Source organism: Ensifer sp. LC384 (assembly GCF_001695865.1).
In the GTDB taxonomy this organism is placed as follows: domain Bacteria; phylum Pseudomonadota; class Alphaproteobacteria; order Rhizobiales; family Rhizobiaceae; genus Ensifer.
Map to the genome: position 1 here is coordinate 51,874 of NZ_MBST01000019.1, position 25,145 is coordinate 77,018.

The 25,145-nt window shown below is 61.5% G+C and carries 29 protein-coding genes; 16 read left to right on the forward strand and 13 right to left on the reverse strand.

Annotation, left to right across the window (positions count from 1 at the left end; genetic code table 11):
* Window positions 1–29 precede the first annotated feature (29 nt).
* The 5 genes from BC363_RS16100 to BC363_RS16120 all read left to right on the forward strand — a co-directional run bounded on the left by BC363_RS16100 (window position 30) and on the right by BC363_RS16120 (window position 2,750).
* Window positions 30–464: a hypothetical protein gene (locus tag BC363_RS16100; RefSeq protein WP_141690343.1), complete on the forward strand. Its 435-nt coding sequence runs from the start codon at window positions 30–32 to the stop codon at window positions 462–464.
* 61 nt (window positions 465–525) lie between these two features.
* On the forward strand, window positions 526–1,443 hold the full coding sequence (locus BC363_RS16105) for a TonB family protein (RefSeq protein ID WP_065783091.1): 918 nt from the start codon (window positions 526–528) through the stop codon (window positions 1,441–1,443).
* A 234-nt stretch (window positions 1,444–1,677) separates the two neighbouring features.
* The gene (locus tag BC363_RS16110) at window positions 1,678–2,088 is read left to right on the forward strand and encodes a DUF2325 domain-containing protein (protein ID WP_065783090.1); all 411 of its coding nucleotides are present in this window, start codon (window positions 1,678–1,680) and stop codon (window positions 2,086–2,088) included.
* 67 nt (window positions 2,089–2,155) lie between these two features.
* Entirely contained in the window at window positions 2,156–2,425 is a 270-nt protein-coding gene (locus BC363_RS16115) for a hypothetical protein (protein WP_065783089.1), read from the forward strand.
* Window positions 2,426–2,435: 10 nt separating this feature from the next.
* Window positions 2,436–2,750, forward strand: coding sequence for an antibiotic biosynthesis monooxygenase (locus tag BC363_RS16120; protein ID WP_065783088.1), 315 nt, complete (start codon window positions 2,436–2,438; stop codon window positions 2,748–2,750).
* Between the two features lie 31 nt (window positions 2,751–2,781).
* Here BC363_RS16120 and BC363_RS16125 read toward each other — a convergent pair whose 3' ends face one another.
* Both BC363_RS16125 and BC363_RS16130 read right to left on the reverse strand, forming a co-directional pair.
* Window positions 2,782–3,150, reverse strand: a complete 369-nt coding sequence (locus BC363_RS16125; protein ID WP_065783087.1) for a DUF423 domain-containing protein — start codon at window positions 3,148–3,150, stop codon at window positions 2,782–2,784.
* Between the two features lie 7 nt (window positions 3,151–3,157).
* A complete protein-coding gene (locus tag BC363_RS16130; RefSeq protein WP_065783086.1) occupies window positions 3,158–3,550 on the reverse strand; it encodes a group II truncated hemoglobin in 393 nt (130 codons plus the stop codon).
* A 139-nt stretch (window positions 3,551–3,689) separates the two neighbouring features.
* Between BC363_RS16130 and BC363_RS16135 the strand changes: the two genes are divergently transcribed.
* From BC363_RS16135 to BC363_RS16150, 4 genes are all read left to right on the forward strand, one after another.
* Window positions 3,690–4,250 (forward strand): TetR/AcrR family transcriptional regulator, encoded by a 561-nt coding sequence (locus BC363_RS16135; protein ID WP_065783085.1) that lies wholly within the window; start codon window positions 3,690–3,692, stop codon window positions 4,248–4,250.
* A gap of 17 nt (window positions 4,251–4,267) precedes the next feature.
* Window positions 4,268–4,609, forward strand: a complete 342-nt coding sequence (locus tag BC363_RS16140) for an SMR family transporter (RefSeq protein WP_065783147.1) — start codon at window positions 4,268–4,270, stop codon at window positions 4,607–4,609.
* Window positions 4,610–4,716: 107 nt separating this feature from the next.
* Window positions 4,717–5,502, forward strand: a complete 786-nt coding sequence (locus tag BC363_RS16145) for a ThuA domain-containing protein (protein ID WP_065783084.1) — start codon at window positions 4,717–4,719, stop codon at window positions 5,500–5,502.
* Between the two features lie 5 nt (window positions 5,503–5,507).
* The gene (locus BC363_RS16150) at window positions 5,508–6,551 is read left to right on the forward strand and encodes a Gfo/Idh/MocA family oxidoreductase (protein ID WP_065783083.1); all 1,044 of its coding nucleotides are present in this window, start codon (window positions 5,508–5,510) and stop codon (window positions 6,549–6,551) included.
* A 9-nt stretch (window positions 6,552–6,560) separates the two neighbouring features.
* On the opposite strand, the gene BC363_RS16155 is transcribed toward BC363_RS16150, so the two are convergent.
* Both BC363_RS16155 and BC363_RS16160 read right to left on the reverse strand, forming a co-directional pair.
* Window positions 6,561–7,577 carry a substrate-binding domain-containing protein gene (locus BC363_RS16155; RefSeq protein ID WP_065783082.1) on the reverse strand — a complete coding sequence of 339 codons (1,017 nt, stop codon included), beginning with the start codon at window positions 7,575–7,577 and terminating at the stop codon, window positions 6,561–6,563.
* 66 nt (window positions 7,578–7,643) lie between these two features.
* Window positions 7,644–8,849, reverse strand: coding sequence for an alpha/beta hydrolase (locus BC363_RS16160; RefSeq protein ID WP_065783146.1), 1,206 nt, complete (start codon window positions 8,847–8,849; stop codon window positions 7,644–7,646).
* Window positions 8,850–9,201: 352 nt separating this feature from the next.
* On the opposite strand from BC363_RS16160, the gene BC363_RS16165 reads away from it, so the two are divergent.
* The 6 genes from BC363_RS16165 to BC363_RS16190 are packed head-to-tail and all read left to right on the forward strand — an operon-like array spanning window position 9,202 to window position 15,552.
* A complete protein-coding gene (locus BC363_RS16165) occupies window positions 9,202–10,257 on the forward strand; it encodes a dipeptidase (RefSeq protein WP_065783081.1) in 1,056 nt (351 codons plus the stop codon).
* A gap of 48 nt (window positions 10,258–10,305) precedes the next feature.
* Complete coding sequence (locus tag BC363_RS16170) at window positions 10,306–11,946, forward strand: ABC transporter substrate-binding protein (RefSeq protein WP_065783080.1); 1,641 nt, start codon at window positions 10,306–10,308, stop codon at window positions 11,944–11,946.
* A gap of 24 nt (window positions 11,947–11,970) precedes the next feature.
* Window positions 11,971–13,032 carry an ABC transporter permease gene (locus BC363_RS16175; RefSeq protein ID WP_141690340.1) on the forward strand — a complete coding sequence of 354 codons (1,062 nt, stop codon included), beginning with the start codon at window positions 11,971–11,973 and terminating at the stop codon, window positions 13,030–13,032.
* Complete coding sequence (gene nikC / locus BC363_RS16180) at window positions 13,029–13,961, forward strand: nickel transporter permease (protein ID WP_065783078.1); 933 nt, start codon at window positions 13,029–13,031, stop codon at window positions 13,959–13,961. Before BC363_RS16175 ends, nikC begins: the two co-directional genes overlap by 4 nt.
* A complete protein-coding gene (locus tag BC363_RS16185) occupies window positions 13,958–14,791 on the forward strand; it encodes an ABC transporter ATP-binding protein (protein ID WP_065783077.1) in 834 nt (277 codons plus the stop codon). Before nikC ends, BC363_RS16185 begins: the two co-directional genes overlap by 4 nt.
* Window positions 14,788–15,552: an ABC transporter ATP-binding protein gene (locus BC363_RS16190; protein ID WP_065783076.1), complete on the forward strand. Its 765-nt coding sequence runs from the start codon at window positions 14,788–14,790 to the stop codon at window positions 15,550–15,552. Before BC363_RS16185 ends, BC363_RS16190 begins: the two co-directional genes overlap by 4 nt.
* Window positions 15,553–15,685: 133 nt before the next feature.
* Here BC363_RS16190 and BC363_RS16195 read toward each other — a convergent pair whose 3' ends face one another.
* The 4 genes from BC363_RS16195 to rfbF form a co-directional block, all read right to left on the reverse strand.
* Window positions 15,686–16,423, reverse strand: coding sequence for a hypothetical protein (locus BC363_RS16195; RefSeq protein WP_244519886.1), 738 nt, complete (start codon window positions 16,421–16,423; stop codon window positions 15,686–15,688).
* Between the two features lie 61 nt (window positions 16,424–16,484).
* Window positions 16,485–17,717 carry a class I SAM-dependent methyltransferase gene (locus BC363_RS16200; RefSeq protein ID WP_065783075.1) on the reverse strand — a complete coding sequence of 411 codons (1,233 nt, stop codon included), beginning with the start codon at window positions 17,715–17,717 and terminating at the stop codon, window positions 16,485–16,487.
* Between the two features lie 7 nt (window positions 17,718–17,724).
* Window positions 17,725–18,792: a CDP-glucose 4,6-dehydratase gene (gene rfbG / locus BC363_RS16205; RefSeq protein WP_065783074.1), complete on the reverse strand. Its 1,068-nt coding sequence runs from the start codon at window positions 18,790–18,792 to the stop codon at window positions 17,725–17,727.
* The gene (rfbF, locus tag BC363_RS16210; RefSeq protein WP_065783073.1) at window positions 18,789–19,556 is read right to left on the reverse strand and encodes a glucose-1-phosphate cytidylyltransferase; all 768 of its coding nucleotides are present in this window, start codon (window positions 19,554–19,556) and stop codon (window positions 18,789–18,791) included. The genes rfbG and rfbF overlap by 4 nt, the downstream gene beginning before the upstream one ends.
* Before the next feature lie 233 nt (window positions 19,557–19,789).
* On the opposite strand from rfbF, the gene BC363_RS16215 reads away from it, so the two are divergent.
* Complete coding sequence (locus BC363_RS16215; protein WP_065783072.1) at window positions 19,790–20,620, forward strand: glycosyltransferase; 831 nt, start codon at window positions 19,790–19,792, stop codon at window positions 20,618–20,620.
* Window positions 20,621–20,630: 10 nt separating this feature from the next.
* On the opposite strand, the gene BC363_RS16220 is transcribed toward BC363_RS16215, so the two are convergent.
* The 5 genes from BC363_RS16220 to BC363_RS16240 all read right to left on the reverse strand — a co-directional run bounded on the left by BC363_RS16220 (window position 20,631) and on the right by BC363_RS16240 (window position 25,122).
* Entirely contained in the window at window positions 20,631–21,740 is a 1,110-nt protein-coding gene (locus BC363_RS16220; RefSeq protein ID WP_065783071.1) for a DegT/DnrJ/EryC1/StrS family aminotransferase, read from the reverse strand.
* A 148-nt stretch (window positions 21,741–21,888) separates the two neighbouring features.
* Window positions 21,889–23,040 (reverse strand): methyltransferase domain-containing protein, encoded by a 1,152-nt coding sequence (locus BC363_RS16225; RefSeq protein WP_065783070.1) that lies wholly within the window; start codon window positions 23,038–23,040, stop codon window positions 21,889–21,891.
* Window positions 23,037–23,894, reverse strand: a complete 858-nt coding sequence (locus BC363_RS16230; protein ID WP_083223482.1) for a phytanoyl-CoA dioxygenase family protein — start codon at window positions 23,892–23,894, stop codon at window positions 23,037–23,039. The genes BC363_RS16225 and BC363_RS16230 overlap by 4 nt, the downstream gene beginning before the upstream one ends.
* Window positions 23,891–24,616 carry a WbqC family protein gene (locus BC363_RS16235; protein ID WP_065783069.1) on the reverse strand — a complete coding sequence of 242 codons (726 nt, stop codon included), beginning with the start codon at window positions 24,614–24,616 and terminating at the stop codon, window positions 23,891–23,893. The genes BC363_RS16230 and BC363_RS16235 overlap by 4 nt, the downstream gene beginning before the upstream one ends.
* Window positions 24,613–25,122 (reverse strand): GNAT family protein, encoded by a 510-nt coding sequence (locus BC363_RS16240; RefSeq protein WP_244519887.1) that lies wholly within the window; start codon window positions 25,120–25,122, stop codon window positions 24,613–24,615. The genes BC363_RS16235 and BC363_RS16240 overlap by 4 nt, the downstream gene beginning before the upstream one ends.
* Between the last annotated feature and the right edge of the window lie 23 nt (window positions 25,123–25,145).

Here is a 25,145-nt window from a genome sequence, read left to right on the forward strand (position 1 = left end):
GAGCGCCGATCGTGAGTGGTATTAGAATGATGCACCTTTCCCGTATGGTTGTTCCCGTGGCCTTCGCATTGGCGCTTGCAGCAAGCGGTGCCGGCGCTCAGGACGCTGCGTCCGCCGGCGCGCTCAACATCGAGCTCAACGAGATCGCGCCGTCGCAGAAGGGTTGCAAGCTGACATTCGTCGCTGGAAACGAATTCGCTCAGTCGTTGAGCAAGGTTTCCTTCGAGTTCGTAATCTTCGACCAGAAGGGACTGGTCGAGCGCATGGCGGTGCTCGACTTCCGCGATCTGCCCGCAGGCAAGACCAAGGTTCGGCAATTCGATCTTCCCGGCACGAATTGCGAAGCGGTGAAGAGCCTGCTGATCAATGACGCGCCCGCCTGCGTCGGCGACGGCGTCCAGGGCGATGCCTGCATGAAGTGCCTGAAGACCGGCTCGAAGTCCGCGGTCGAACTCAAGGGCTGAGATCGGTTTTCGCGTTGGGTACTGCGTTTGCGTCGCGGCTCGCGGCGAAAGTTAGGCTAGGATGAAGCACACCATCAAATGGATCGGCGCGATCGCGTTCTCCCTCGTGGCGCATGCCAGCGGGGCTATGTTGTTTGCACCGTCCGAACCGAAAGACGAGCCGGCCTTCGTGATGGGCGGCGTGGCGACGGAAGTCGCCCTTCTCGGCGATGCCTTCGACGAAACGCTGCAGGCCGGGGACCCTTCCGAAATCGTTGAGCCGACCGAAGACACGCCCGACGAGCTGAAGCCGGAGGAGATAGAGCCGGTCGAGGAGGTGACGTCGACCACGCCCGAGATCGTGGCCGAGCAGCCGCACGACCTGGTCGCCACGGAAGCAGACGTGATCCTGCCGGCGGAAGAGGTTCCCACGCTGCAGGTTGCAGAAGCGATGGTCACGGCCAGCGTTGCCCCGATCGAGACCGTCGTGCCGGAAGAGAAGCCGGAGATCGAGGAGCCGAAGAAGGAGAAGGTCGAAAAGCCCGAACCGAAGAAGGATCCGGTCAAGAAGAAGAAGGTTACCCGCAAGAAGTCGGGCGACAAGGGCGAGCAAGCGCAAAGCCAGGTCAAGGGCAAGGCCGACGGCGTGGAAAACGCCAAGGCTGCAACGGCTTCCGGGCAGGGCAAGGAGGCGAGCGCCGAGGGCAATGCGTCCTTCGACAATTACAAGGGCAAGGTTCGCAACAAGATCAGCAAGAAGCGCAAGTATCCTTCCCAGGCGCGGCGCCAGGGGGTAACCGGCGTTGCAACCGTAAGCTTTGTTGTCCAGGCCGATGGTGGGCTTTCCGGCCTGCGGCTGAGTGGAAGTTCCGGGTCGTCGATTCTCGACGAGGCGGCGCTCGACACCGTGCGCCGCGCGGCACCGTTCCCTTCGATCCCTGCCAGCATCGGCAAGAGCAGCATATCGTTCAATCTCCCGATCGATTACACGCCGGGTTGAGGCTTTCCAAGGCCGCTTCATCGCCGTGTGTGATGGCCGGCGTCTCTCGCCGGGTGGCCTCCGGAACGCTTGAAATAAATATGATTATAAAACTCATGTTTATACTTTACTCTGATAGTCAAGTTTAATAAGTTGCCGCCGTGACGCAACCGAACGGTGTGTGTCGAGATCATATCCCGATGCGATCGGTTGCCATGAGGGCCGTCGACGCAGCAATGAGGCGGAGAAGATTGCATGCGCGGCAAGCGTCACCATAATGCGGCCAAGAACGGCAAGGGTCGTTCCGGTTCCGAACGGGTCGAGGTCCGCGAAGAGGTCGCCAAGACGACCCTCGAAGGCCGCAGCTTCCTCTATGTCGGCGGACGTGACTGCCAGGTTGCGCATCTGCGCGAAATCGCCAGCTCCTTTGGCGCCGAGCTGCTGCACCACGATGGCGGCCTGCGCGAGGCGGTGTCGCGCATCGACCGCGTTCTTCCCTCCGTCGACTGTGTCTTCTGCCCGATCGATTGCATCAGTCACGATGCATGTCTTCGGGTGAAGACCGGCTGCAAGAAGTGGGGCAAGGCCTTCGTGCCCCTGCGCAACGGCTCGAAGTCGAGCCTTGAGCGGGCGCTGCAGGACCTGACCAACAGCCGCAACGACTAGGACAAGCCAAAGTTATGACGTGCGGCGACGGCGAGCGGCCGCCCGCGCGCATGGAGATTTTTTCGAGATGAATGATGACCGCCCGGACCAGTGCATGATGATCGGCCTGCACAAATTGGCAGCGCAGAATGGCGACGGGCTCGTGCCCGAGCTCTACGAATTGCTGACGCGGCGTTCCCGCATGCTCGAGGAAAACCCCAACGTCACCGAGTTCCCGTCCTGGGAAACGCGTCGGCCCGGCCGGGATCCTTTCGGACTTGCAGAGCCGCAGGAGGGCACTATTGTTGCCTTCCCGAGGGCCGCAAACGAGCCGGCTCGCAAGAAAGACAGCGCATAAGAGGCAGACCATGTTCTTTGCAATGAACCGTTTTCGTATCGCCATCGGCCAGGAAGAGGCGTTCGAAGCCGTCTGGAAAGGGCGTGATTCAAGCCTTGCGGACATGCCGGGTTTTGTCTCGTTCCACCTTCTGAGGGGCGAAAGCGTGCCGGAAGAGGGCTACACGCTCTTCGTTTCGAACTCGACCTGGAAGGACAAGGATGCCTTTTCCGCCTGGACGAAGTCGGAGAACTTCCGGGCTGCACACAAGAATGCCGGCGATAACCGCTCGATGTATCTCGGCCCGCCGAAGTTCGAAGGCTTTTCCGTCGTCGAAGGCGCCTGATCCCAGGCGCCCTAGACTGGCGCGGTAAGCGTCAAGGCGCCTTTCGCGGCAGGAAGGCGCCGACCGAAACGGCAAGCCAGCCGGCCATGATCGTCGTGCCGCCGAGCGGCGCGGACATCGGAAACAGCCCGTGTCCCGTGGCGTGACGCATGGCCAGATCGGCGGAAAACAACGCCGTGCCAAAGGCGATCAGCAGGGCTGCGACCGGAGCGGTGCGGAAGCTCGGCCAGGCCGCATAAAGCGCGACGAGCGCCGGCGCATGCGCCAGGCACATGGCCGAGATCCCGGCGAGCAGCCTGGGGTCGGTGCCATGCGAGGCGGCTGCAGCACTGACCACCCCGGCAATCCCCATCAACCCGGCAACAAAGAGCGTCGTTGCGCGCAATCCACTTGAAGGCATGGTCAGGTCATTCCTTGTTCTGCATATGCAAGGCGAGGCGGGTGATCGGATCGAGAATGATCTGCCGCAGTTTCGGGTGGGCAACGGTTTCTTCCAGTGCGCGGGTAAAGCAGAGCAGCCACTCGTCGCGCTCTTCCGGCCCGATCTCGGCGACGAAATGCCGGCGCCGCAGCATGGGATGGCCGCGCTTTTCCACATAGATCGGCGGACCACCGAGCCAACCGGTCAGATACTCGTAGAATTTTTCCTCGCTGCCGGAGAGATCCGCTGGATGAACCGCACGGCAGCGCGCCGCTTCGGGCAGCGTGTCCATCAATTCGTAAAAGCGACGGGTGAGCGCCCGCACCGTCGGGTCGCCGCCGATCGCTTCGTAGAGTGTCGTCGTTTCCGGTTCTGCCATCGCCGTTTCCTTCGTCCCCGAAGTCCTAGCCCGCGAAGCCCTTACGGACAACGGCTTTCCATTCTCGTCTTTGCGGCGTTTCGGCGCGGTTCAACACATTGACCTTGACAAACCGTCCAGACGGTATCTTTATTGAAGCATGACAGAAGCCCATCGCCGCAAGAAGCAACCCGAACAGGTCCGCCAGCAATTGCTGGAGGTGGCCGCACGCCTTTCGCATGAGCAGGGCGTGGCTGGCATCACGCTCGACGCGGTGTCGCACGCGGCAGGCGTCAGCAAGGGCGGGCTGCTGCATCATTTCCCCAACAAGTCGGCGCTGCTCGATGGATTGTTCGACGATCTGATCGCCCGCTTCGATGCGGCGATCGAGGCGGCGATGGCTGACGATCCGGATGCACAGGGGCGCTTTACCCGCGCCTATGTCGATGTCTGCTCGAAGCTCGATCCGGAGACCGACGTTCCGGGCTGGCGCATGCTGACGATCGCGCTGATTGCCGAACCAAACCTGAAAATCCGCTGGCGCGAATGGGTCAACCGCCGTGCCGCGGAGTTTGCGGAAACCGATGGGTCGCCCAACTGCGTGCTCGCCCGTTTTGCCGCCGACGGCCTTTGGCTCGCCGACCTGATGCAGAGCCATGAACTCGATGCCGAAGCCCGTGCCGCATTGGCTGACAATCTCAAAGCGCTTTCGGCGCGATAGGCCGGATGGAGATCAAGATGAACCCCGCCATGCTCTATGCCGTCCTGGTCGTAGCGATCGTCTTCGAGGTGCTTGGCACCTCGGCGATGCAGGCCGCACAGCATTTTACCCGGCTGGTGCCGACCGCAACGATGGTTGTTTGCTACGCCGTCGCCTTCTTCTTTCTGTCCTATACGCTGCGCTACATTCCGGTCGGCATTGCTTACGCAGTCTGGAGCGGCCTCGGCATTGTTTTGATTTCGTTCGTCGGATACTTCGCCTTCGGCCAGAAGCTGGATCTCGCCGCCATGCTCGGGCTCGGGCTCATCATTGCCGGCGTCGTCGTCCTCAACGTCTTCTCGAAATCCATCTTCCACTGACGGCAGGAGAGGGCAAAAAGCTCTTGCAAAGGCGCAGCCGCCTCACTAGTTCTATAAATTGAAACCGCTTTCAATTTTAACAGCTGCGCATAAACGGGAGTTTGCCGATGCCAATCCGCACAGTCGTCTGGGGTGAGAACATCCATGAGCAGACCAATGAGGTCGTCAGAAGCATCTATCCGAACGGAATGCACAACACGATCGCGGCGGCGCTGAACACGGACGTTTCGATCGAGGCGTCGACGGCGACGCTGCAGGAGCCGGAACATGGCCTGACCGAGGAGCGGCTGGCCAAGACAGATGTGCTTCTGTGGTGGGGGCACAAGGATCATGGTGCGGTCAGTGACGAGGTGGTCGAGCGCGTGGCAAAACGCGTTTGGGAAGGCATGGGCCTGATCGTTCTGCATTCCGGCCACTTCTCCAAGATCTTCAAGCGGCTGATGGGCACGCCCTGTGCACTCAAGTGGCGCGAGGCCGGCGAGCGCGAGCGTCTCTGGGCGATCAATCCCCGCCATCCGATCGCCGAGGGGATCGGCGAGAACTTCGTTCTCGAGAACGAGGAGATGTATGGCGAGCAGTTTTCCGTGCCGGAACCGCTGGAGACAGTGTTCATCTCCTGGTTCGCCGGTGGCGAAGTGTTTCGTTCGGGCCTGACCTGGCGCCGTGGCGCCGGCAACATCTTCTATTTCCGCCCGGGCCACGAGACCTATCCGACCTACCATGACGCCAATGTCCAGAAGGTGCTGCGCAACTCGGTAAAATGGGCCTACAACGCCGACAATCGCTACACGGCGATCCATGATGCACCGAACGTGCCGGTCGAAAAGGCGCTGGAGCCGATCGTCGAGCGTGGGCCGAAGCTGCACCAGGCCGGCGAAGCGGGTTACAGGTGAGCGCCATGCGTCTTCTCGTTGTTGGAACCGGCGGCATGGCCAACAGCCATGCCGAAGCCTTCGCCCGGATCGAAGGTGTGGAAATGGTGGGGGCGGTCGACGTCGACCCCAAGCGCGCCAGCGGCTTTGCCGAGAGACACGGCATTGCCAATACATTCACGTCGCTGGACGAGGCGATCGCCTGGGGCAAGTTCGATGCGGCGGCGAACGTGACGCCCGACAAGGCGCATCACCCGACGACGCTGGCGCTTCTTGCCGCCGGCAAGCATGTGCTGTGCGAAAAACCGCTTGCGGAGAACTATGCCAAGGCTGCAGAAATGGCCGACGCAGCTGAACAATCCGGGCTGGTGACCATGGTCAACCTGACCTATCGCAACGTCGCGCCGCTGCAGAAGGCGAGGGCGATGGTGCTGGCCGGCGACATCGGCAAGCTGCGTCATCTCGAGGCCTCCTATCTGCAGAGTTGGCTGGTCTCAAAGGCATGGGGCGACTGGGCGACGGAATCGCAATGGCTCTGGCGGCTGTCCACGAAACACGGCTCGAACGGCGTTCTGGGCGATGTCGGCATCCATATTCTCGACTTTGCGGGCTACGGGGCCGGCACCGATGCCGAGCGGATCTTCGCGCGGCTGAAGACCTTCGACAAGGCGCCGGGAAACCGCATCGGCGAATATGACCTCGACGCCAATGACAGCTTCGTCATGACCGCCGAGTTCGGCAACGGCGCCATGGGCGTGATCCATGCCAGCCGCTGGGCGACCGGCCACCTCAACGAGTTGCGGCTGCGCCTTCATGGCGACAAGGGCGCGCTCGAGGTGGTGCATACACCTGACGGCTCGACGCTTCGCGCCTGCCTCGGCGTCGATGTCGAGACGGCGACCTGGCGCGATGTCGATGCCGGCACGGTGCCGACCAACTACCAGCGTTTTGCGGCCGCCGTCAGCGAGCGCAAGACGGTCGAGCCCGGCTTCCGCCATGCGGCGAACCTGCAGAAGGTGCTCGATCTGGCGATGGAGACAGAGGCCGAAAGGCGCGAACTCTCGGTCTGATGGAAAGTCTCAGCCGGCGGGCGGCGCGGTGGAGTTGCGCATGACCAGTTCCACCGGCCAGACCTCGCTGAGGTCGGCCGCCGGCGTGCCCTGAAGAAGATCCAGAACCATCTCGGCGATCCGCGTTCCCGCAGCGCGGATCGATGAGCGTGTGGTGGTGAGCGTCGGGATCAGGTTCTCGGGGCTCAGATAGGGAAAGACGTCGTCGTGGGCGATCAGCGAAATGTGTTCGCCGACCGTCAGGCCGGCACTGCGGATCGCCCGCATGGCACCGAGCGCCGACATCATCGAGCCCGCCAGCACCGCCGTCGGCCGGCTTTCCTGCGCCAGAAAACCCTGCATCAGGCGAAAGCCCATCTCATCGGTGAAATCGCCATTGCCAAGCAGATTGGGATCGATGTCGATGCCGCAGGCGCCAAGCGCCGCCGCGTAGCCATCTTGCCGATGTTCGGTAAAGGTATAGCCGCGATGCCCGTTGACCAGCGCGATGCGGCGATGACCGAGTGCGGTCAGCAGATCGGTCGCCTGGCGGATCGCGCCGAAATTGTCGATGTCGAGAAAGGCGAAATCGCCTGCCGCCTCGGTGCGCCCATGCAGCACGAAGGGCAGTCGCAGGTCGGAAAGCAAGGCGATGCGCGGATCGTCGACCGCAGGCGAATGCAGGATCACCGCATCGACGCGCTTGCTGGCGGCTAACCGGCGATAGGTCGCAAGCTCCGCTTCCCGCGTGTCGACGGTCGAAAGCAGGATATCGACGTCTGCCTGTTGCAGCCGGCTGCCGAGCCCACCCATGAATTCGCTGGTGTGCGGGCCGAAATCGCCGCCGCCGCGAAAGACGATGCCGATGGTGCCGACGCGTCCGGTCGCAAGCCCGAGCGCGCTGGTGTTTGGTCGGTAGCCAAGCTCGGCCGCCGCCTTCAGCACCCGCTCACGCGTTGCCTTCTTGACTTCCGGATAGCCGCTGAGCGCACGGCTGACCGTCGTTTGAGACAGCCCCAGCCGGCCTGCGAACTCCTTGAGATTCATTTCATTTTCTCGTTGACCCTAGAGATCATAGCCTGCCGGGCTTTGCCTGCGCAACAAGGTCTGACGTCAGGGGGTAACCGCCGAGCCGACGGTGTTTTCCATCGATTGCCCGAGGCGGCGAACCTGATTGTCGTAGTTGGCGCGGGTGCGCGGGTCGAAGATCATGATCGGTGTGGATACCGCGATGCTCGCAGCACTACCGACGGTCTGGGCGGTGCCGAGCGCCACCGCGCCGACGCGCTCTCCGAGACCGACATCGGAATCGGTCACCGTCTGCCCGGCGATCAGGCGGTTGCCGAGCAATTGCACGACCTCAGGGCTTTCGGCGAATTTTCCGTGGTTCAGTTTGTCGCCGCCTTTCAGCGCCGTCAGGTCGAGAACGGTGATGCCGGCCGTTTCCAGCTGGGTCCGATAGGGCTCGACCGTCGGGTCGATCTGCCCAAGCCGGTCGATATTGCCGGAGATCCGGCGCGAGAGGTTGAGCGCGCGGTCGTCGCGCGACACGAACAGCGTGAATTTCGGTCGCGCCTTGCCCATGGCCTGGATCTGCTTGCCGAAGACGTCGACGTCGAGGTCCGGGGACGCGAGAATGACATCGGTAATCTTCGGCGCAATGCGACCGTCGCGGATTGCCATCTGCCGCAGCGCTTCGACGGTGACCCACGATCCCATCGAGTGGGCCATGACGGTGATTTCGCCGACCTTCGGGTCGCGCGCTGCGCGGTGCAGCAGATCTTCCAGCGCATCGCGGGAATAGTTGGTGCTTTCCTTGTCGTAGTTATAGTCGAAGATGCTGGCGCGTGACGGCCAGGTGAAGATCACCGGCGCGACATCCGTTCCTGAATCGTGGACGATCTGGGCATAACGATAGACCGCGTCCTCATAGCGGTTGTTGAAACCGTGAACAAAGATCAGCACGCGCCGGCTTTTCGGCAGATTGCCCTTCAACCAGGACTGGGCATCATCCTTGCCCTTCAACGGCGTCACGCTGACCGTTGAAAACTCGCGTTCGGGATTGGCCGGCAGCTTCTTCGGCCATTGAACCTGGCCCACCACGCGGTTCTTGGCGGGCGGGATCGAGACGACGATTTCCGTCAGAGAGAGTTCGTCAGAGCGCTCACCGCTGAAAAGCACGCCCGGCTCAGTAGAAGGCGCACGGGTGGTGGCGACCAGCAGGTCGACTTCCGAAGCGCCGCCGGCTGTCCCGGACGGGACGAGCACACCGACGGGTCGGCTGGCGCAGGCTGCGAGAACGGATGCCAGGACCAGCATGGTGGCGACGCGGCTGATTTGGCCCGGTCGGCCAGCCAGAGAAAACAAACGCAGCAACAAAACCCCCAATGCCGCATCATGCGGCGTGCCGATCCGTCATCGGGACCAGGCAATTCTCTTGCCCTAGAAATGGCAGAATTTCTGCCCTCCGGATAGCTTTTCGGCCTGTTCGCGCCCTTTCTGACGTCGCACGTGCGGCAAACATGCAACATTTCGCGACAGCCGGCCCTGGGTAAAACCCCTCGATATTCATTGAAAAGGTATCGGCCTTTCAATAGCATCCGACCAACCCTCCTCGGGTGCGGCGTCGAATGCCTCACCCGATCTCCCTGAAATCATGAGGAAATCCGGAATGCAGGCGGTTTTCGATGGCCATAATGACGTACTTCTGCGGTTGTGGCAGAACGCGCGCAAGGGAAGTGACCCGGTTCGCGAGTTCGTCGACGGTACCGATCAGGGGCATATCGATGCGCCGCGTTCGAAAACCGGCGGTCTGGTCGGTGGTCTCTGCGCGATCTACGTGCCGTCCGGCGATCTGGTTCTGAAGGCCCCGGACGAGAATGGCCACTACGTCACGCCGCTCTCGGCACCGCTCGAGCATTTGCCGTCGCTTGGCGTCGCCATCGAGATGGCCGATATCGCCGTTCGTCTCGATCGGGCCGGTGCCTGGAAGCTCTGCGGGTCGACGGCGGACATCCGCGATGCCGTCGGGCAGGGCATCTTTGCTTCCGTTCTGCACATGGAGGGCTGCGAAGCCATCGGCGCGGATCTGTCCGCACTTGAAACGTTCCATGCCGCCGGCCTGCGTTCGCTTGGGCCGGTCTGGAGCCGCCACAACGCGTTTGCGTACGGCGTGCCCTTTGCCTTTCCGATGTCGCCCGACACGGCGCCGGGCCTGACCGACGCCGGCTTCGAGCTGGTCAAGGCCTGCAACCGCCTCGGCATTCTCATCGATCTCGCCCATATTACCGAGAAGGGCTTCTGGGACGTCGCCAGGACGAGCGACCAGCCGCTGGTCGTCAGCCATTCGAACGCCCATGCGCTGACGGCGGTTGCGCGCAACCTCACCGACAAGCAGCTCGATGCCGTCAGCGAGAGCAAGGGCCTCGTTGGCCTGAACTATGCAACGACGATGCTGCGCGCCGATGCGCAGGAAAATGCCGCGACGCCGCTTTCCGACATGGTCCGCCATATCGACTATATGGTCGAGCGCATGGGGATCGATTGCGTCGGGCTCGGTTCGGACTTCGATGGTGCGACGATACCCGAAGACATCGCCGACGCGGCGGGCAGTCAGAAGCTCGTTGCCGCACTCAGGGGCGCTGGATATGGTGACGCCGAACTGGCAAAGATATGCCGAGAGAACTGGCTGAGAGTTCTGGGGCAGGCTTGGCACGAGGCCACCTGATCCATGAAGAAGAGCCCCAAAAGGGCACAAACGAGGGAACTGCAAAAAATGATGCACAAGCTCAATGGACGTCTTCGTCTTCTGACCGCTTCGGCAGCGCTGGCCATGGTGATGGCAGCGACCGCACCGGCCTTTGCCGAAACGCCGAAGGACACGCTGGTCGAAGCCTTTGCAATCGACGACGTCATCACCATGGATCCGGGCGAAGCCTTCGAGCTGACCGCTGCCGAAATCACCGGCAACACCTACAGCATGCTGGTGCGCCTCGACATCAACGACACCACCAAGATTGTCGGTGACCTGGCAGACAGCTGGACGGTTTCCGACGATGGCCTGACCTACACGTTCAAGCTGAAGTCTGGCCTGAAGTTTGCCTCCGGCAACCCGGTCACCGCCGAGGATGTCGCCTGGTCGTTTGAACGCGCCGTCAAGCTCGACAAGAGCCCCGCCTTCATCCTCACCCAGTTCGGCCTCAATGGCGATAACGTGACGGAAAAGGCCAAGGCCGCTGATGAAACGACCTTCGTCTTCACGGTCGACCAGCCCTATGCGCCGAGCTTCGTGCTCAACTGCCTGACGGCGACCGTTGCTGCCGTGCTCGACAAGAAACTCGTGCTCGACAACGTCAAGCCGGTCACGCCGACGGACGACTACAAGTACGACAACGACTTCGGCAATGAGTGGTTGAAGACCGGCTATGCCGGTTCGGGTCCGTTCAAGCTGCGCGAATGGCGCGCCAACGAAGTCATCGTTCTCGAGCGCAACGACAACTACTATGGCGAACAGGCAAAGCTCGCCCGCGTCATCTATCGTCACATGAAGGAAAGCTCGGGCCAGCGCCTGGCGCTCGAAGCCGGCGACATCGACGTCGCGCGCAACCTGGAACCGGGCGACCTGGACGCCGTTTCGAAGAATGCCGATCTCGGCACGACGAATGCGCCGAAGGGCACGGTCTATTACATCAGCCTCAACCAGAAGAACGCCAACCTCGCCAAGCCTGAGGTGCGCGAAGCCTTCAAGTATCTGGTCGACTACGATGCGATCGGCTCGACGATCATCAAGGGTATCGGCGAGATCCACCAGAGCTTCCTGCCGAAGGGCGTTTTGGGTGCCCTCGACGAGAACCCCTACAAGTTCGACGTCGCCAAGGCGAAGGAACTGTTGGCCAAGGCCGGCCTGACCGACGGCTTCACCGTGACCATGGACGTGCGCAACGGCCAGCCGGTCACCGGCCTTGCCGAATCCTTCCAGCAGACACTCGGCCAGGCCGGCGTGAAGTTGGAGATCATCCCCGGCGACGGCAAGCAGACGCTGACGAAGTATCGTGCCCGTAACCACGACATGTATATCGGTCAGTGGGGCATGGACTATTTCGACCCGAACTCGAACGCCGAAACCTTCACCAGCAACCCTGACAACTCCGACGAAGGCAAGAACAAGACGCTTGCCTGGCGCAATGCCTGGGACGTTCCGGAGCTGACGAAGAAGACCAAGGATGCCCTGCTCGAGCGCGACAGCGCCAAGCGTGCGGAAACCTACAAGGAACTGCAGAAGACGGTTCTCGGCGAAAGCCCGTTCGTGATCATCTTCCAGCAGACCGAAGTCGCCGGCTACCGCGGCAACGTCAAGGGCCTGAAGCTCGGCCCGAGCTTCGACACCAACTTCGTTGCTGGCATCTCGAAGGAATAACCCGAAAGGATAGTTCCCTTGAGCATGAGCGGAACAGAACGGATGGGCGGGCGCCGACGCGCCCGTCCGGCGAAGATCATGGGCGCCGTATTGCGCTTCCTCGTGATCGTCGTCACCACCTATCTCGGCCTTCTGGCCGTCACCTTCTTCATCGGCCGGGTGATCCCGATCGACCCGGTTCTGGCCGTCCTCGGCGACCGGGCGCCGTCGCATGTCGTCGAAAGGACGCGCGAGGCGATGGGGCTGAACCTGCCCCTCTATCAACAATTCTTCATCTATGTCCGCCAGGCGCTGACCGGTGACTTCGGGATTTCGGTTCTGACGACCAATCCCGTGATGACCGATATCCGCCGCGTCTTCCCGGCGACAATGGAGCTTGCGACGCTCGGCACCCTGATCGGCGCCGTCTTCGGCGTGCCGCTCGGCGTACTCGCGGCCGTCAAGCGCGGCAGCATCGCCGACCAGATCGTGCGCGTCATCGGCCTTGTCGGCTATTCCGTGCCGATCTTTTGGCTGGCGCTCCTGTCGCTGCTGGTTTTCTACGCCCGGCTGAAGTGGGTCGCCTATCCCGGCCGCATCGACATCGTCTTCGAATATACGTTTACGCCGATCACCGGCTTCTACCTGTTTGACGCGCTCTGGCAGCGGCAGTGGGACGTGCTCTGGGATGTCTTCCGCCACATCATTCTGCCGGCGTCGCTGCTCGGCTATTTCTCGCTCGCCTATATCAGCCGCATGACACGCAGCTTCATGCTGAACGAGTTGCAGCAGGAATACATCGTTGCCGCTCGCGCCAAGGGGCTTTCGGAAACCCGCATCATCTGGGGCCATGCGCTGCGCAATGCCGCCGTGCCGCTCGTCACCGTGATCGCGCTTTCCTATGCCGGTCTGCTCGAAGGTTCGGTCCTGACCGAAACCGTCTTCGCCTGGCCGGGCCTTGGCCTCTACATCACCAACTCGCTGCAGAATGCCGACATGAATGCCGTTCTCGGTGGCACCATCGTCATCGGTTCGGTGTTCATCGGCATCAATCTCCTGTCCGACCTTCTCTATCGGACGCTTGACCCGAGGACGCGCCAGCGATGAGCACCGTCACTGAAACACGCCCGATGACACGCCGGGAATGGCTGCTGTCCGACCGGCCGCAGTCGCGCACGCAGGCGCGTCTCGGCCGCGCCTACATGACCTGGCGGCGCTTTTCCGCCAACAAGCTGGCCGTGCTCGGCCTGTTGATCCTCCTGGCGCTGGTGTTCGTGGCTGCCTTTGCCGGCGTGCTCGCGCCGCATTCGCCCTATATCGGCGATCTTGCCAATGCCCGTCTGCTGCCGCCCGGCAGCGAGGGCTATCTGCTCGGCACCGACGATCTCGGGCGAGACATTCTCTCCCGGCTGATCCACGGCTCGCGGCTGACGCTTGCGGTGGTGCTGCTGGTTGCGATCATTGCCGCACCCGTCGGCCTCATCGTCGGCGCGATCGCGGGCTATGCCGGCGGATGGGTCGACGCGGTGTTGATGCGCATCACCGATATCTTCCTCGCCTTTCCGAAGCTGGTTCTGGCGCTTGCATTCGTCGCAGCGCTCGGGCCTGGAATCGAGAATGCCGTCATCGCCATCGCCATTACCTCTTGGCCGCCCTATGCGCGCATTGCCAGGGCGGAAACGCTGACGGTGCGCAATTCCGACTACATCGCCGCCGTACAATTGATGGGCGCATCGCCGGCGCGCATCGTCTTCCGGCATGTGATGCCGATGTGCATGTCGTCCCTGATCGTGCGCGTCACGCTCGACATGGCCGGCATCATCCTCACGGCCGCCGGTCTCGGCTTCCTCGGCCTTGGCGCACAGCCGCCTCTGCCGGAATGGGGTGCGATGATCGCCTCCGGTCGCCGCTTCATCCTCGATCAGTGGTGGGTCGCGACCATGCCCGGCGTCGCGATCCTGATCGTCAGCCTCGGCTTCAACCTGCTTGGTGACGGCCTGCGCGACGCGCTCGACCCGCGGGAGAGCGGACAATGAAGCCGCTTTTGACCGTTGACGACCTCAAGGTTTCGTTTCCGACCCGCACCGGGCTGATCGAAGCCGTTCGCGGCGTCTCCTTCACGCTCGGCCGCGAGCGCCTGGGCATTGTCGGCGAGAGTGGCTCCGGCAAGTCGCAAACCGGGCGGGCTATCATGGGACTGACGCCGGCGCATGCGCAGGTAACAGCCAAGACGCTTTCCTTCGAAGGCATCGACCTGCTTTCTGCTTCGCCGAAGGTCCGGCGGGATCTGAGGGGAAAGCGGATCGCCATGATCCTGCAGGACCCGAAATACTCGTTGAACCCCGTCATGAGCATTGGGCGGCAGATCGTCGAAACGCTAAGGCGGCATGAGAGCGTCAGTCGCTCAGAAGCGCGCGAGCGGGCGCTCGACATGCTGGCGGCGGTACAGATCCGCGACCCCAAGCGCGTCTACGATCTCTATCCGCACGAAGTCTCGGGCGGCATGGGGCAGCGTGCGATGATCGCGATGATGCTGGTGGCGGGCCCGGAGCTTCTGATCGCCGACGAACCGACGTCGGCGCTCGATGTGACGGTTCAGCTCGAAGTGCTTGGCATCCTCGACAAGCTGGTCGCCGATCGCGGCATGGGGCTGATCTTCGTCTCGCACGACCTGCGGCTGGTGTCGTCGTTCTGCGACCGCGTTATCGTCATGTATGCCGGCAAGATCGTCGAAGAGCTTGCCGCTTCAGACCTTGCCAATGCCCGCCATCCCTATACCCAGGGCCTGTTGAACTGCATGCCGGCGATCGGCTCCGATCGCCATCCCCTGCCGGTTCTTGATCGCAAACCGGAGTGGGCACTATGACGACCGCCACCGTATCCGCCGAAAATCTTGTCGTCACCTATGACGAGTTCAAGGCGCTGGACGATGTCAGCATCGATGCCGCACCCGGCGAATCCTTCGGGCTCGTCGGCGAGTCCGGCTCGGGCAAGTCGACGTTGCTTCGCGCGGTCGCCGGTCTTGCGCCGGTGACATCGGGCAAGATCCGTGTGCATGACCGGGTTCTGACCGGCAATCGTCGCGACAAGGCATTTTATCGCGATGTGCAGATGGTGTTCCAGGACCCCTATGGTTCGCTGCATCCGCGCCAGACGATCGACCGGCAGTTGCTCGAACCTCTCGCAATTCACGGGGTGGCCGATGGCGAGCGGCGCATTCTCAAGGCGCTCGATGAGGTCGGCCTCGGCTCGGGCTTCCGTTTCCGCTACCCGCACCAGCTGTCCGGCGGCCAGCGCCAGCGCATCGCGATTGCCCGGGCACTGATCCTCGAGCCGTCGATCCTGCTTCTCGACGAGCCGACTTCGGCGCTCGATGCGTCGGTGCAGGCGGAGGTCCTGAACCTGCTCGAACAGGTCCGGCGCGACCGCAAGCTCACCTTCATCATGGTCAGCCACGATCTCGGCGTCGTCACCCATATGTGTGATCGCCTGGCGGTGATGCAGAACGGGCGGGTGGTCGAGCGGCTGTCCTCGGCGGATCTTGTCGCGGGACGCATCGGCGAGGAGTACACCCGGAACCTGATGGTTGCGAGCAAGGGCTTCCAGCGCAAGGGTGCTGCCGCCTGATTTCAGCTGCGGTGCAGGTTGATATCACACCCCCGCGCGTCAAAGCTGACGCGCCAGAGACAACGTGACACGTTAGGTTTGCAGCATAATTTCCTCCTTGATTCAGTGGCGATTTAAGGAGGAAATTTTGCCCTCAGCTTGCCTTCTCCCAGGTCGAGGTGGCGTTGACGATGACCTTGTGGATGTTGCGCTGCTCGCGCCATTCCCGTCCCATGTCGCGAATGACAGGCTTTGCTTCCGGCGAGAAGATGTAGTTGCGGTAGCGTCCGACGTAGGCTTCCATTGCCGGATTGACGCCGGAATAGAACTGCTTTTCCGGGTCGCGCGACAGGTCCATCAGCGCTGCGCATTGACGTGCGAAAGCGCCGCGCAAAATCGACGGCGAAGTCGTGAATTTCGGGAAGGTGCGGAAGAGCGGTATCTTGATTCCAAGCAGGCGCCCATATTCGTTTCGCCGATGAAAATGCCCTTTTTTGCCGATATTCCAGTTCTGGTCGGCGGTGTGAAACGACACCTGCTTGATGGATGGATCGGCAAAGGGCTGAAGCAATTCCTCGCCCATTTCCCTCAGCGCTATCCAGTCGTCTTCCAAATGAAACACATACTCTGACGCTGTTGCCGACCACAGTCTCGCGACTGCGGCGCAAAAGCCTGGATGCTCGGGCTGGGAGATCACCGCGTCGGGGAAACGCTCGCGAACGATGTCGACACAAGCAACCTGGTCCTCTGGCGAGCCGAACACCGGATCGAGATTGAGATGGACGATCCCCAGGTCCAAACGGCCGAGGATTTTTTCACCGAAGCTGTTCAGTGTTGCTGCAAGCAACTCCGGTCGCCTGGTGGCGACGATGCAAAGATCGATCCTGGACATTTTACTCCTGCCCGATGCCGTTTCCTTCGCCGTTATGGCGGAGATTGCGAGAAGAGCAAGGTTAAATGACGCGAACTAACGGTATCGCGACGACGAACCGGCCGCCCCAATCGCGGATCTGTGCATTTTGGGCGACGATCTCGTCGGTCAGGTTCCATGGAAGGATCACGAGGTAATCCGGCTTAGCCACTTGCAGGTGGCTTGGTGCGTGCACCGGGATGTGGGTGCCGGGCAAAAGCTTGCCCTGCTTCAGATCATTGCGGTCGACAGCAAAGGCGATTTCGCCGGGTTTCACGCCGCAGACATTGAGGAAGGTGTTGCCTTTCGCGGCCGCACCGTAAGCGGCAACTGTCTTACCTTCGGACTTGGCGCGAGCGAGGAAGTCACGAAACTCCTGGCAGACAGCGGCAATGCGTGCATCGAACTTTGCGTATGTGTCCATCTGTGTGAGGCCGGCGGCCTCTTCGTTCGCACGTATCGAGGCAAGGCGCTCGGTCGTCGGCCGCGTGCCGCTTTCGAGCTGGGCAAACACCCGCAGCGACCCACCGTGGGTCGGCAGTTCTTCGACGTCGAAGACCTTCAGGCCCGACGCTGCGAAGATGCGTTCGACGGCGGCCAGCGAGAGGTAGGAGTAGTGCTCGTGATAGATCGTGTCGAACTGGAGGCCTTCCATCATCCGAAGGAGATGCGGGAACTCGAACGTTGCGACGCCATCCGGCTTCAGCAGAATGGCAAAGCCGCCGACGAAATCGGCAATGTCGGGCACATGCGCCAGCACATTGTTGGCAGCCGTCAGGTCGGCGCGGATGCCGCGGGCAACCAGCTCCGCCGCCGTCTTGCGGCCGAAGAAGGCGACCTTGGTCGGAACGTTGCGGGCCTCGGCAATCTTGGCCGCATTGGCCGCGGGCTCGATGCCCAGCACCGGAATATCCTTGGCGACGAAATACTGCAGCAGGTAGCCGTCATTGGAGGCGATTTCGACCACCTGCGACGTTCCATCGAGCTCGAAGCGCTCGGTCATGGCATCGGCATACCGCCGGGCGTGATCGAGCCAGCTGCTCGAGAAGGAGGAGAGATAGGCATAGCCGTCGGTAAAGATCTCATCGGCCGGAACGGTTTCCGTGGTCTGGACGAGCAGGCACTCGGCGCAGACCATCGCCTTTAGCGGAAAGGAGCGTTCATGCGCGATCGCTTCCTTGGTTGGTTCCAGAAAGGAATTGGACCAGGGCGTCGATCCGAGATCGGCAACGACAGTCTTGAGTGGGGTCGAGCAGAAGCGGCAGTTGTGGGACATTTGGTCGTCAGCCTTTCATGTATGCGTCGATCTGGCCGAGCGTCAAACCGCGGGCGTCGTCGCCCTTGCGCCAACCGTCGTACCAGTTTGCCGTCCAGGCGATCGCTTGGTCCTGCGAAAGCCGGGAGGCCCACGAGAGCGTCTTGGTGGCCAGGGCCGGATCTAGCCCGAGCGTCTGCATTTCCCGCGGTTGGTCGACCGAGGAGGCATCGCGCCATTGTGACGACAGCCCCATGGCTCTCTGCACCGCCGACGCGACGTCGCGGACGGGGATCTGGCGCTCGGCCGGCGAGGGGCCGAAGTTCAGCGCGTCAACGGAAGTCTCGCTGCCATAGAGCGCTTCGGCATAAACGAAGTAGCCGTTGAGGCAATCGAGCACATGTTGCCAGGGCCTTGTCGCCATCGGGCTGCGAATATCGAGCGCCTTGCCGGACAGAGCTGCGCGGACAATGTCAGGTACCAGACGGTCGGTCGAAAAGTCGCCGCCGCCGAGCACGTTGCCCCCGCGCGCTGTCGCCGCCCGTATGCCGCGCTCGCGCAGGAAGGCATCGCGCCAGGTGGAGACGACGAGCTCGCACGCGGCCTTGGAACCGGAATAGGGATCGTGCCCGCCGAGCGTCGCTTCTTCGGCAAAATGCTGCCCGCTTTCATCGTTGCGGTAAACCTTGTCGGTGGTTACCACGACGATTGCCTTCAATGCCGGAGCGCTGCGCGCCGCCTCGAGCAGGCGCACGGTGCCCATGACATTGACATCGAATGTTTCGGCTGGGGCTTTGTAACTTTCGCGCACCAGCGGCTGCGCTGCCATATGCAGGATGATCTCGGGATTGCTCTTTTGCACAGCAGCGGTGAGTGCGTCGGCATCGCGGATGTCGCCGAGATGTCCGTCGGCAATATCCGTTGGTCCAAGCAGCGCGTGCAACGATGGTTCGGTCAGCGGCGGCAGCGCATAGCCGGTGACGTCCGCACCCATTTGCCTGAGCCACAGCTGCGCCCAGCTTCCCTTGAACCCGGTGTGTCCGGTTAGAAAGACGCGCTTGCCGGCCCAAAAGTTTCGGTTTGCTAGGCGGCTCATTCCCAGATTTTCCACGGTGCCGAACCCTGCTGCCAAAGTTCTTCGAGCTGGTTCTTGTCGCGCAACGTATCCATCGGACGCCAGAAGCCATCATGAGGGAAGGCCATCAATTGGCGGTCGCGTGCAAGCCCTTCCAGCGGCTGGCCCTCAAAGGACGTGCTGTCGCCTTCGATGCGGTCGAGAACGCTGCGGTTCAGGACGAAAAATCCACCATTGATGCGACCATTGTCGCCGGCCGGCTTCTCCGTGAAGCTGCGCACTTCGCCATCCTCGGTCGCCAGCGCACCGTAGCGTCCGGGCGGCACGACGCTGGTGACCGTTGCTTCCTTGCCATGACGAAGGTGAAAGTCGGTCAGCGCCTTGATGTCGACATTGGCGACGCCATCGCCATAGGTGAGGCAGAAGGTGTCACCCAGGTGATCGGCCACACGCTTCAACCGCCCGCCGGTCATCGATTCCGAGCCGGTGTCGACGAGCGTCACGCGCCAGGGCTCGGCATTGTTCGAATGGAACAGCGTTTCACCCGTCGCCATGTCGTAGGTCACATCAGACGAATGCAGGACGTAGTTGGAGAAGTATTCCTTGATCATATAGCCGCGATAGCCGAGACAGATCACGAAGTCCGAGAAACCGTAGTGGCTGTAGATCTTCATGATGTGCCAAAGGATCGGCCGCCCGCCGATCTCGATCATCGGCTTTGGCCGCAGATGGCTCTCTTCCGAAATGCGGGTGCCGTAACCACCGGCAAGGATGACGACTTTCATGCGACTGCCTCTAACTGCCCGCGCCTCAAACGCGAGGTGTTTCTCCGCACCGATACCCATGGCACACGTCCGTGGATGCTTCCAACACATTGACAACGCAGGCGCCTGAACTAAGAACGTTGCACTGTAGTTCGTCGGCGCGACAGACTGCGTGGAAGCGTCCGGTTCTTCGCACGAATTGGCACTTCAATGCAATTGCCAGGAGAGGTTAGATGGCTCGAGTTAGCATAGGATTGCCGACCTATAACGGCGTGGAGTTTATCGCCGAGTGCCTTGATTGCCTTCGCAATCAGAGCTTCGAGGACTTCGAGGTCTTCATCGCCGATAACGGATCGACCGACGGAACGAGCGATATTTGTGCGGATGTCGCCAGAGCCGACGCACGGTTTCGTCATGTGCGCTACCCCGAAACCAGCCCGCCGACCGAGAACTTCATCAGGGCGAAGGACATGACCGATGCGCCCTATTTTTGCTGGAGAGCGGATGACGATCTCGCCGATCGCGATCATCTTGCCAGCTTGGTCAGCGCCTTGGATCAAATGCCGGGTGCTGCCCTTGCCGTTTCCCCGGTGTTGAGAATAACGGGTACGACGGAGCGCTTGTTCGACCTTCCGGTGGTGACCAGCGACGAACGCATGCAGCGGATCCACGATGTACTGCTTGGATGCCACCCGAGCTGGTTTTACGGGCTATGGAGGCGAGATGCCGTCGGTGTGGCGCTGGATCGGCTGGCTGGCTACGAATATGCATGGGCAGCCGATCATCTGGCCATGCTGCCGGCAATACTCGACAACGCCGTCGCGCTGTCGCGGAATGGACGCTTTATCCAACGCATCAAACGGCAGGCGAACTACCATCTGCCGCCGGACAAGTTGTTGGCGGCGCGAAAGCGGTACAAGGAGCTTGCCCTTGAGATGATTGCCGAACGGCAGTGGTCGCCGTCGGAGCTAAAATCGATCAGACGAATGCTGGATCTGCATCTCGACCGCCGCGTTGCGCCATTGTTCAAGACTTACAAGCGCGTCGTGAAGCAGAAGTTGCGTTCGACCCTACCTTTCGGGTGAGGTGTTTTCCTCAGGACGCCATGCATTCATGGAGCACCCGCACAACGCGACCGATCTCCTCGTTCGTCATTTCGTGATAGCTCGGCAAGTTCATCGCCCTGCCGGGGAGATCGTAGGCAACCTTGTTTTCGGGCCTCCCCTCGAACGCAGGAAGGGAGCTCAAGGGCCAAAAGAAGACGCGCGCGTCGATATTCTCGGCGCTGAACGCCATCTGCAGCGCTTCGCGGGTCACGCCTGTTTCGGGTGCAAATACAACGGTCGGCATCCAGAAGCCATTCTGCGTTCCCTTGGGTTCAGGGTTCATGGCGATGGTGTTAAGGCCGGCAAGCTGCGACTGGTAAGCATAGAAAATCTCGCGCTTGCGATCGATAAGTTCGTTCACACGTTCGATCTGGGCCAGGCCGATTGCCGCCTGCAGGTTCGACATCTTGTACTTGAAGCCGATCTCATCCGGCCAGAACTGCTTCTTCTGGCCCCGTGCGCGGCCGTGATTGGAAAGCGTCAGAACCCTCTCGTAAAGCTTGTCGTCATTGGTGACGAACATTCCACCTTCTCCCGTCGTCACGGTTTTCGTGCCGTGAAAGGAGAATGCGCCGAAGGCACCAAGAGAACCGGCCTTCCGGCCCTTCCATTCAGACCCGAGGGCCTCGGCAGCGTCCTCGACGATCGGGATGTTGTGACGTGCGCCAATTGCCAACAGCGCATCCATGTCGCAGAGGTTTCCGTAAAGATGGACTGCCATGATCGCCTTGGTCCGCGGCGTGATCGCTGCCTGTGCTTTTTCAGGGTCGATGCACCAGCTGTCGGCGAGCACGTCGACGAAGACGGGTTTGGCGCCGAGATGAACGATCGGCGCCGCGGAAGCCGTCCAGTTCGTGTCGGCCAGGATCACTTCATCGCCGGGGCGGACGCCAAGTGCGGCAAGACCCATATGAAGCGCGCCAGTGCAGCTTGACGTGGAAATTGCATGCCCAACATTCAGGTGCGCCGAAAACGCCGCCTCGAAGCGGTTGATATAGTCATAGCAGCGGTCCCCCCAGCCATTAGCGGCGGCATCGGTCGCATAGGCGACTTCGCGTTCGGTGATCGAGGGTTTGGTATAGAGGATACGTGATTTCATCGTCGTGCGCCGTTGCGAATGAAAGCTGGGATATTGGGAAGTCTAGAGCGTTTCCATTTCATACAGAATTGCCGAAACGCTCTATCTGCTTGTTTTTACGCATTTCCTGACGGAAAACCGCTGCCTTTTCCTGGAAATGCTATGGCTATCAGGAGAGCCAGACGTGGTCGAGCCCGCGCCGTTGCAGCCAGGGCTGGGCAGCGATCGCGTCGCGGGCCTTCAACGGGTTCAGGCCGACAAACAGCGCCTCCGCTTCATCAGGCAGGTGCTCCGGACGAAGAACCGGTACTCCGAAATGTGTGGCCCCTTGAAGGTTTTCGTTCCTGTCCAAGAACGCCACGACATCGACGGTGTCGCCAATCCGGCCGTAGATCCAGCTTCCATAGAAGCCGGCACCATAGATCGCAACCTTGCGCTTGGCGTAGCGAGCAACGTCGCCCTTGAGCTTTTCCGATGCTTGCTCCCAGAACGCACAGATGTCGCGGGCCTCCTGGGCAGAAACAGCAACCGCCGTCGCATCGGCCGTTTCGGTCGCTGCGTCCGTGCGCTGCGCGACGACGAAGAAGGCGCCGGGGAACGAGGTTTTATCGATGATCCGAAGCTTGAAACCGGAGTCCGACAATGCACGGCTGAGCGAAGTTTCGCTAAAATGATTGAGGTGATCGGCAACCGTCATGTCGCCGGGATTGCCGACAACGTCGGGTACCGAGAACAGGAAGCTGCCATCCGGCCGCAGGAGTTTACGCACGGCACGCATGAAGCCGACCGGGTCGGCCACATGCTCAATGACGAAATGGCTCATCACCGCGTCGAAGTTTTCACGCCACGGCTCGGGCACCGAATAGACGGCCTGCGCTGCCGCCGGCAGCCAACCCTGCCAGGCCGTGGCATAGTCTGCGCTGACATCGAACACGTGCGGACGGATGTCGCTGCGCGCGACGGTCATCTTGCGCAGGGTGTCGGCTTTCGCGGCGCCATAGTCGAGGATTGCCGCCCCGTGCGGCAGGTCGAGCAAACGCAGGGCCAACGCCGCCTGGTGGTCGGTGCGGTAGATGATTGTGCCGTCTTCCGCGACCGAAAAAATCTGATCATGGTTCTCGCTGTTCAACGAGATGCGATAGCCGGTGTCGTAGAAAGTCTTGATATCCGGGATATCATCGCTTTGCGCGTGTCCGCAGGCTCCGCAAATGAACACGCGGGTGGGAACGTCGAGCAGGGTCATGATCGACGTCAGCGCTGGCGCAGGCACTTCATAGGTTGGGGTGGCTATGTCGCCGCCGCATACCCGGCAGGCAGTCATGCCCGTTCTCCCTCAGGCGCGACAAGTTCGGGAAGTACATCGGCGAACTTCACATTGGCGGCAAACGATCCCTTCCATCCAATGCGGATGCCGACAGGCTCGGCAAAGTTGAAGTAGCGCAACTGGATGCTCCACCGCGGGATCGACGACACATTGTGGCCGGACTGGTGAAGCGTCAGGAAATCCATGAGGACCAGATCGCCCGGATTGCTCAGCGGTGCGACGTGCTTGTAGCGCGCCAACCGCTCTTCACCCTTGTGCAGGTGAAGCGCATAGGCGCCGACCTTGCCGACGCCTGCGTCGTCTTCGTAAACCGGTACAAGCCCTTCAGCCTGCGAGCCCTCGGCGATCTGGACGGGACCCATGTCTGTGGTCACGGGCAGCAACGGGGTCCAGAAGACGATGCCGTCGACGCTGTGCAACTGCGAGGGGAACTCCTGATGCCACTGCGCGCGGAACTTTTCCTCGCCGGGATTGTCAATGCGCATGCCGTACCCGCCGGCCGCGATACCAGGGATGCTTCCAGGCCGAAGCGCCTTGAACACCTCGTCATTGGCGGCCGAGCTGACGAGACGCATGAATGCGGGGATCTGCTTCACCGCATCATAGACTTCGCCGCCCCACGAGCGGTTGACCGCAATCAGGCTCCGATAGGCGACCGTCATCGCCTCCAGTGCGGTGCCGGTTGGCGCATCGACGCCGTACTTCTTGCACATCAGTTCGAGGATCTGCCGGATACCCTCCTGGATCGGGGCGATCTCCGACTGGATGTCGTAGAAGCCGGGCACAAGGTGGTAGCCCTTGACGTTGAATTCCTGGCGAGCGCTGTCGGAAATAATAGTGCCGTTCTTCATGATACGCGTGCATCCTCCTTCAGGAATTCTTGCCATGAGATGGTCGTCGGGAACAAATGGTTGCGCGCATCAGGACCGGTGCGGGCAATCAGGTCAAGGATCGAAACATAGGGCGTGAAGATGTCACGCGACTGCGGCCAGCCTGTGCAGCTATAGCGCATGTACTCGACGTGCACGCCGGCGGCTTGGAACGCCTGATGGTCGAGATAGTTGGCCGCGCCATGCCCTGTCAGGTATCGCGTGCCGTCGGCCTCAAGCACCAGATCGAGCACGCGCTGCCAGGACGTGCCCTCAACTGCCATCTCGCTCGACCGGCGAACGACGCGACCGCCGCCGATACCCATGTAGCGGGCAGGGGTCTCGATGCTGGCGATCAGCAGATCGCAGAGTGACGCATGCGCATAGACCTCATCGAAGATCGCAAGCGCATCGTCGATATAGGGGGCGCCGATAAGGGATCGACGCAGCAGCGCACGATGGCTGGCCCTCCAGGTATCACCGGTCGCCGACAGGTCCTGGATTTTCTGGAAGCTTCCCTTGCCAGCGAGCGGTATCGTCATCCAGCAGCGATCGTTTCCATTCAGGAGCTGGATGCGGTTGGTGAAGCTGCCTTTCGAAAACTGCGCGTCGTCAAGGTAAACATAGCCATCGGCGATCATCAGTTGCTCAAAAAAGCCTGGCCAAGGAAAGAGCATCGGCTGGGAGATGACGACGGCGGTCATGCTCGAACGTCGTCCAGCAGGCGCTCGAGCAGGACAACATCGTGATGTTGGCCGTTCGCGTCGACAAAGTGTTTCTCCAAGGTGCCGACCACTCGATATCCGAGTGCGAGATGGAGATTCATGGATGGCAGGTTGTCTTTCCTGATCTCGGCAAGAAGCTTGCGCAGGCCGAACTGCGCTTTGCCGAATGCTGTCAGTTGCTGCAGCGCAGCCCGGCCGAGCCCACGGCCGCGTGCGCCAGCGGCGAGGACGATGCCGCCGTAGCCGGTCCCGTTCTTGCGATGCACCTGGGCCACTTGAACGTAGCCGACTGCCGCGCCGGTGGCGACATCCTCGATAGCAAGGAATGCTTCGCCCGGTTGGCTCTGCTTTCGCAGCACCCAGGCCTCAAGGTCGGCGTCGGTTGTTCCTTCGGGCACGGTCAGCAGGAGCGATTGCAGGTCTTGGTCGCGACGTAGCGCAAACAGAAGAGGATGATCGCCGGCCGAAGGAGCGCGCAGATGCACGCTGCCATTTCGCGTGGTGGCGA

What these genes read in the sequence shown, in the direction of transcription:
- BC363_RS16225 (WP_065783070.1), bottom strand. Translation starts at nt 23,040, where the DNA reads ATGACTGCCTGCCGGGTATGCGGCGGCGACATAGCCACCCCAACCTAT.
- BC363_RS16155 (WP_065783082.1), bottom strand. Translation starts at nt 7,577, where the DNA reads ATGAATCTCAAGGAGTTCGCAGGCCGGCTGGGGCTGTCTCAAACGACG.
- BC363_RS16120 (WP_065783088.1), top strand. Translation starts at nt 2,436, where the DNA reads ATGTTCTTTGCAATGAACCGTTTTCGTATCGCCATCGGCCAGGAAGAG.
- BC363_RS16145 (WP_065783084.1), top strand. Translation starts at nt 4,717, where the DNA reads ATGCCAATCCGCACAGTCGTCTGGGGTGAGAACATCCATGAGCAGACC.
- BC363_RS16105 (WP_065783091.1), top strand. Translation starts at nt 526, where the DNA reads ATGAAGCACACCATCAAATGGATCGGCGCGATCGCGTTCTCCCTCGTG.
- BC363_RS16135 (WP_065783085.1), top strand. Translation starts at nt 3,690, where the DNA reads ATGACAGAAGCCCATCGCCGCAAGAAGCAACCCGAACAGGTCCGCCAG.
- rfbF (WP_065783073.1), bottom strand. Translation starts at nt 19,556, where the DNA reads ATGAAAGTCGTCATCCTTGCCGGTGGTTACGGCACCCGCATTTCGGAA.
- BC363_RS16125 (WP_065783087.1), bottom strand. Translation starts at nt 3,150, where the DNA reads ATGCCTTCAAGTGGATTGCGCGCAACGACGCTCTTTGTTGCCGGGTTG.
- BC363_RS16115 (WP_065783089.1), top strand. Translation starts at nt 2,156, where the DNA reads ATGAATGATGACCGCCCGGACCAGTGCATGATGATCGGCCTGCACAAA.
- BC363_RS16130 (WP_065783086.1), bottom strand. Translation starts at nt 3,550, where the DNA reads ATGGCAGAACCGGAAACGACGACACTCTACGAAGCGATCGGCGGCGAC.
- BC363_RS16110 (WP_065783090.1), top strand. Translation starts at nt 1,678, where the DNA reads ATGCGCGGCAAGCGTCACCATAATGCGGCCAAGAACGGCAAGGGTCGT.
- BC363_RS16200 (WP_065783075.1), bottom strand. Translation starts at nt 17,717, where the DNA reads ATGTCCCACAACTGCCGCTTCTGCTCGACCCCACTCAAGACTGTCGTT.
- BC363_RS16220 (WP_065783071.1), bottom strand. Translation starts at nt 21,740, where the DNA reads ATGAAATCACGTATCCTCTATACCAAACCCTCGATCACCGAACGCGAA.
- BC363_RS16160 (WP_065783146.1), bottom strand. Translation starts at nt 8,849, where the DNA reads ATGCTGGTCCTGGCATCCGTTCTCGCAGCCTGCGCCAGCCGACCCGTC.
- BC363_RS16190 (WP_065783076.1), top strand. Translation starts at nt 14,788, where the DNA reads ATGACGACCGCCACCGTATCCGCCGAAAATCTTGTCGTCACCTATGAC.
- BC363_RS16170 (WP_065783080.1), top strand. Translation starts at nt 10,306, where the DNA reads ATGATGCACAAGCTCAATGGACGTCTTCGTCTTCTGACCGCTTCGGCA.
- BC363_RS16150 (WP_065783083.1), top strand. Translation starts at nt 5,508, where the DNA reads ATGCGTCTTCTCGTTGTTGGAACCGGCGGCATGGCCAACAGCCATGCC.
- nikC (WP_065783078.1), top strand. Translation starts at nt 13,029, where the DNA reads ATGAGCACCGTCACTGAAACACGCCCGATGACACGCCGGGAATGGCTG.
- BC363_RS16165 (WP_065783081.1), top strand. Translation starts at nt 9,202, where the DNA reads ATGCAGGCGGTTTTCGATGGCCATAATGACGTACTTCTGCGGTTGTGG.
- BC363_RS16185 (WP_065783077.1), top strand. Translation starts at nt 13,958, where the DNA reads ATGAAGCCGCTTTTGACCGTTGACGACCTCAAGGTTTCGTTTCCGACC.
- BC363_RS16235 (WP_065783069.1), bottom strand. Translation starts at nt 24,616, where the DNA reads ATGACCGCCGTCGTCATCTCCCAGCCGATGCTCTTTCCTTGGCCAGGC.
- BC363_RS16195 (WP_244519886.1), bottom strand. Translation starts at nt 16,423, where the DNA reads ATGTCCAGGATCGATCTTTGCATCGTCGCCACCAGGCGACCGGAGTTG.
- BC363_RS16175 (WP_141690340.1), top strand. Translation starts at nt 11,971, where the DNA reads ATGAGCGGAACAGAACGGATGGGCGGGCGCCGACGCGCCCGTCCGGCG.
- BC363_RS16100 (WP_141690343.1), top strand. Translation starts at nt 30, where the DNA reads ATGCACCTTTCCCGTATGGTTGTTCCCGTGGCCTTCGCATTGGCGCTT.
- BC363_RS16140 (WP_065783147.1), top strand. Translation starts at nt 4,268, where the DNA reads ATGAACCCCGCCATGCTCTATGCCGTCCTGGTCGTAGCGATCGTCTTC.
- rfbG (WP_065783074.1), bottom strand. Translation starts at nt 18,792, where the DNA reads ATGAGCCGCCTAGCAAACCGAAACTTTTGGGCCGGCAAGCGCGTCTTT.
- BC363_RS16230 (WP_083223482.1), bottom strand. Translation starts at nt 23,894, where the DNA reads ATGAAGAACGGCACTATTATTTCCGACAGCGCTCGCCAGGAATTCAAC.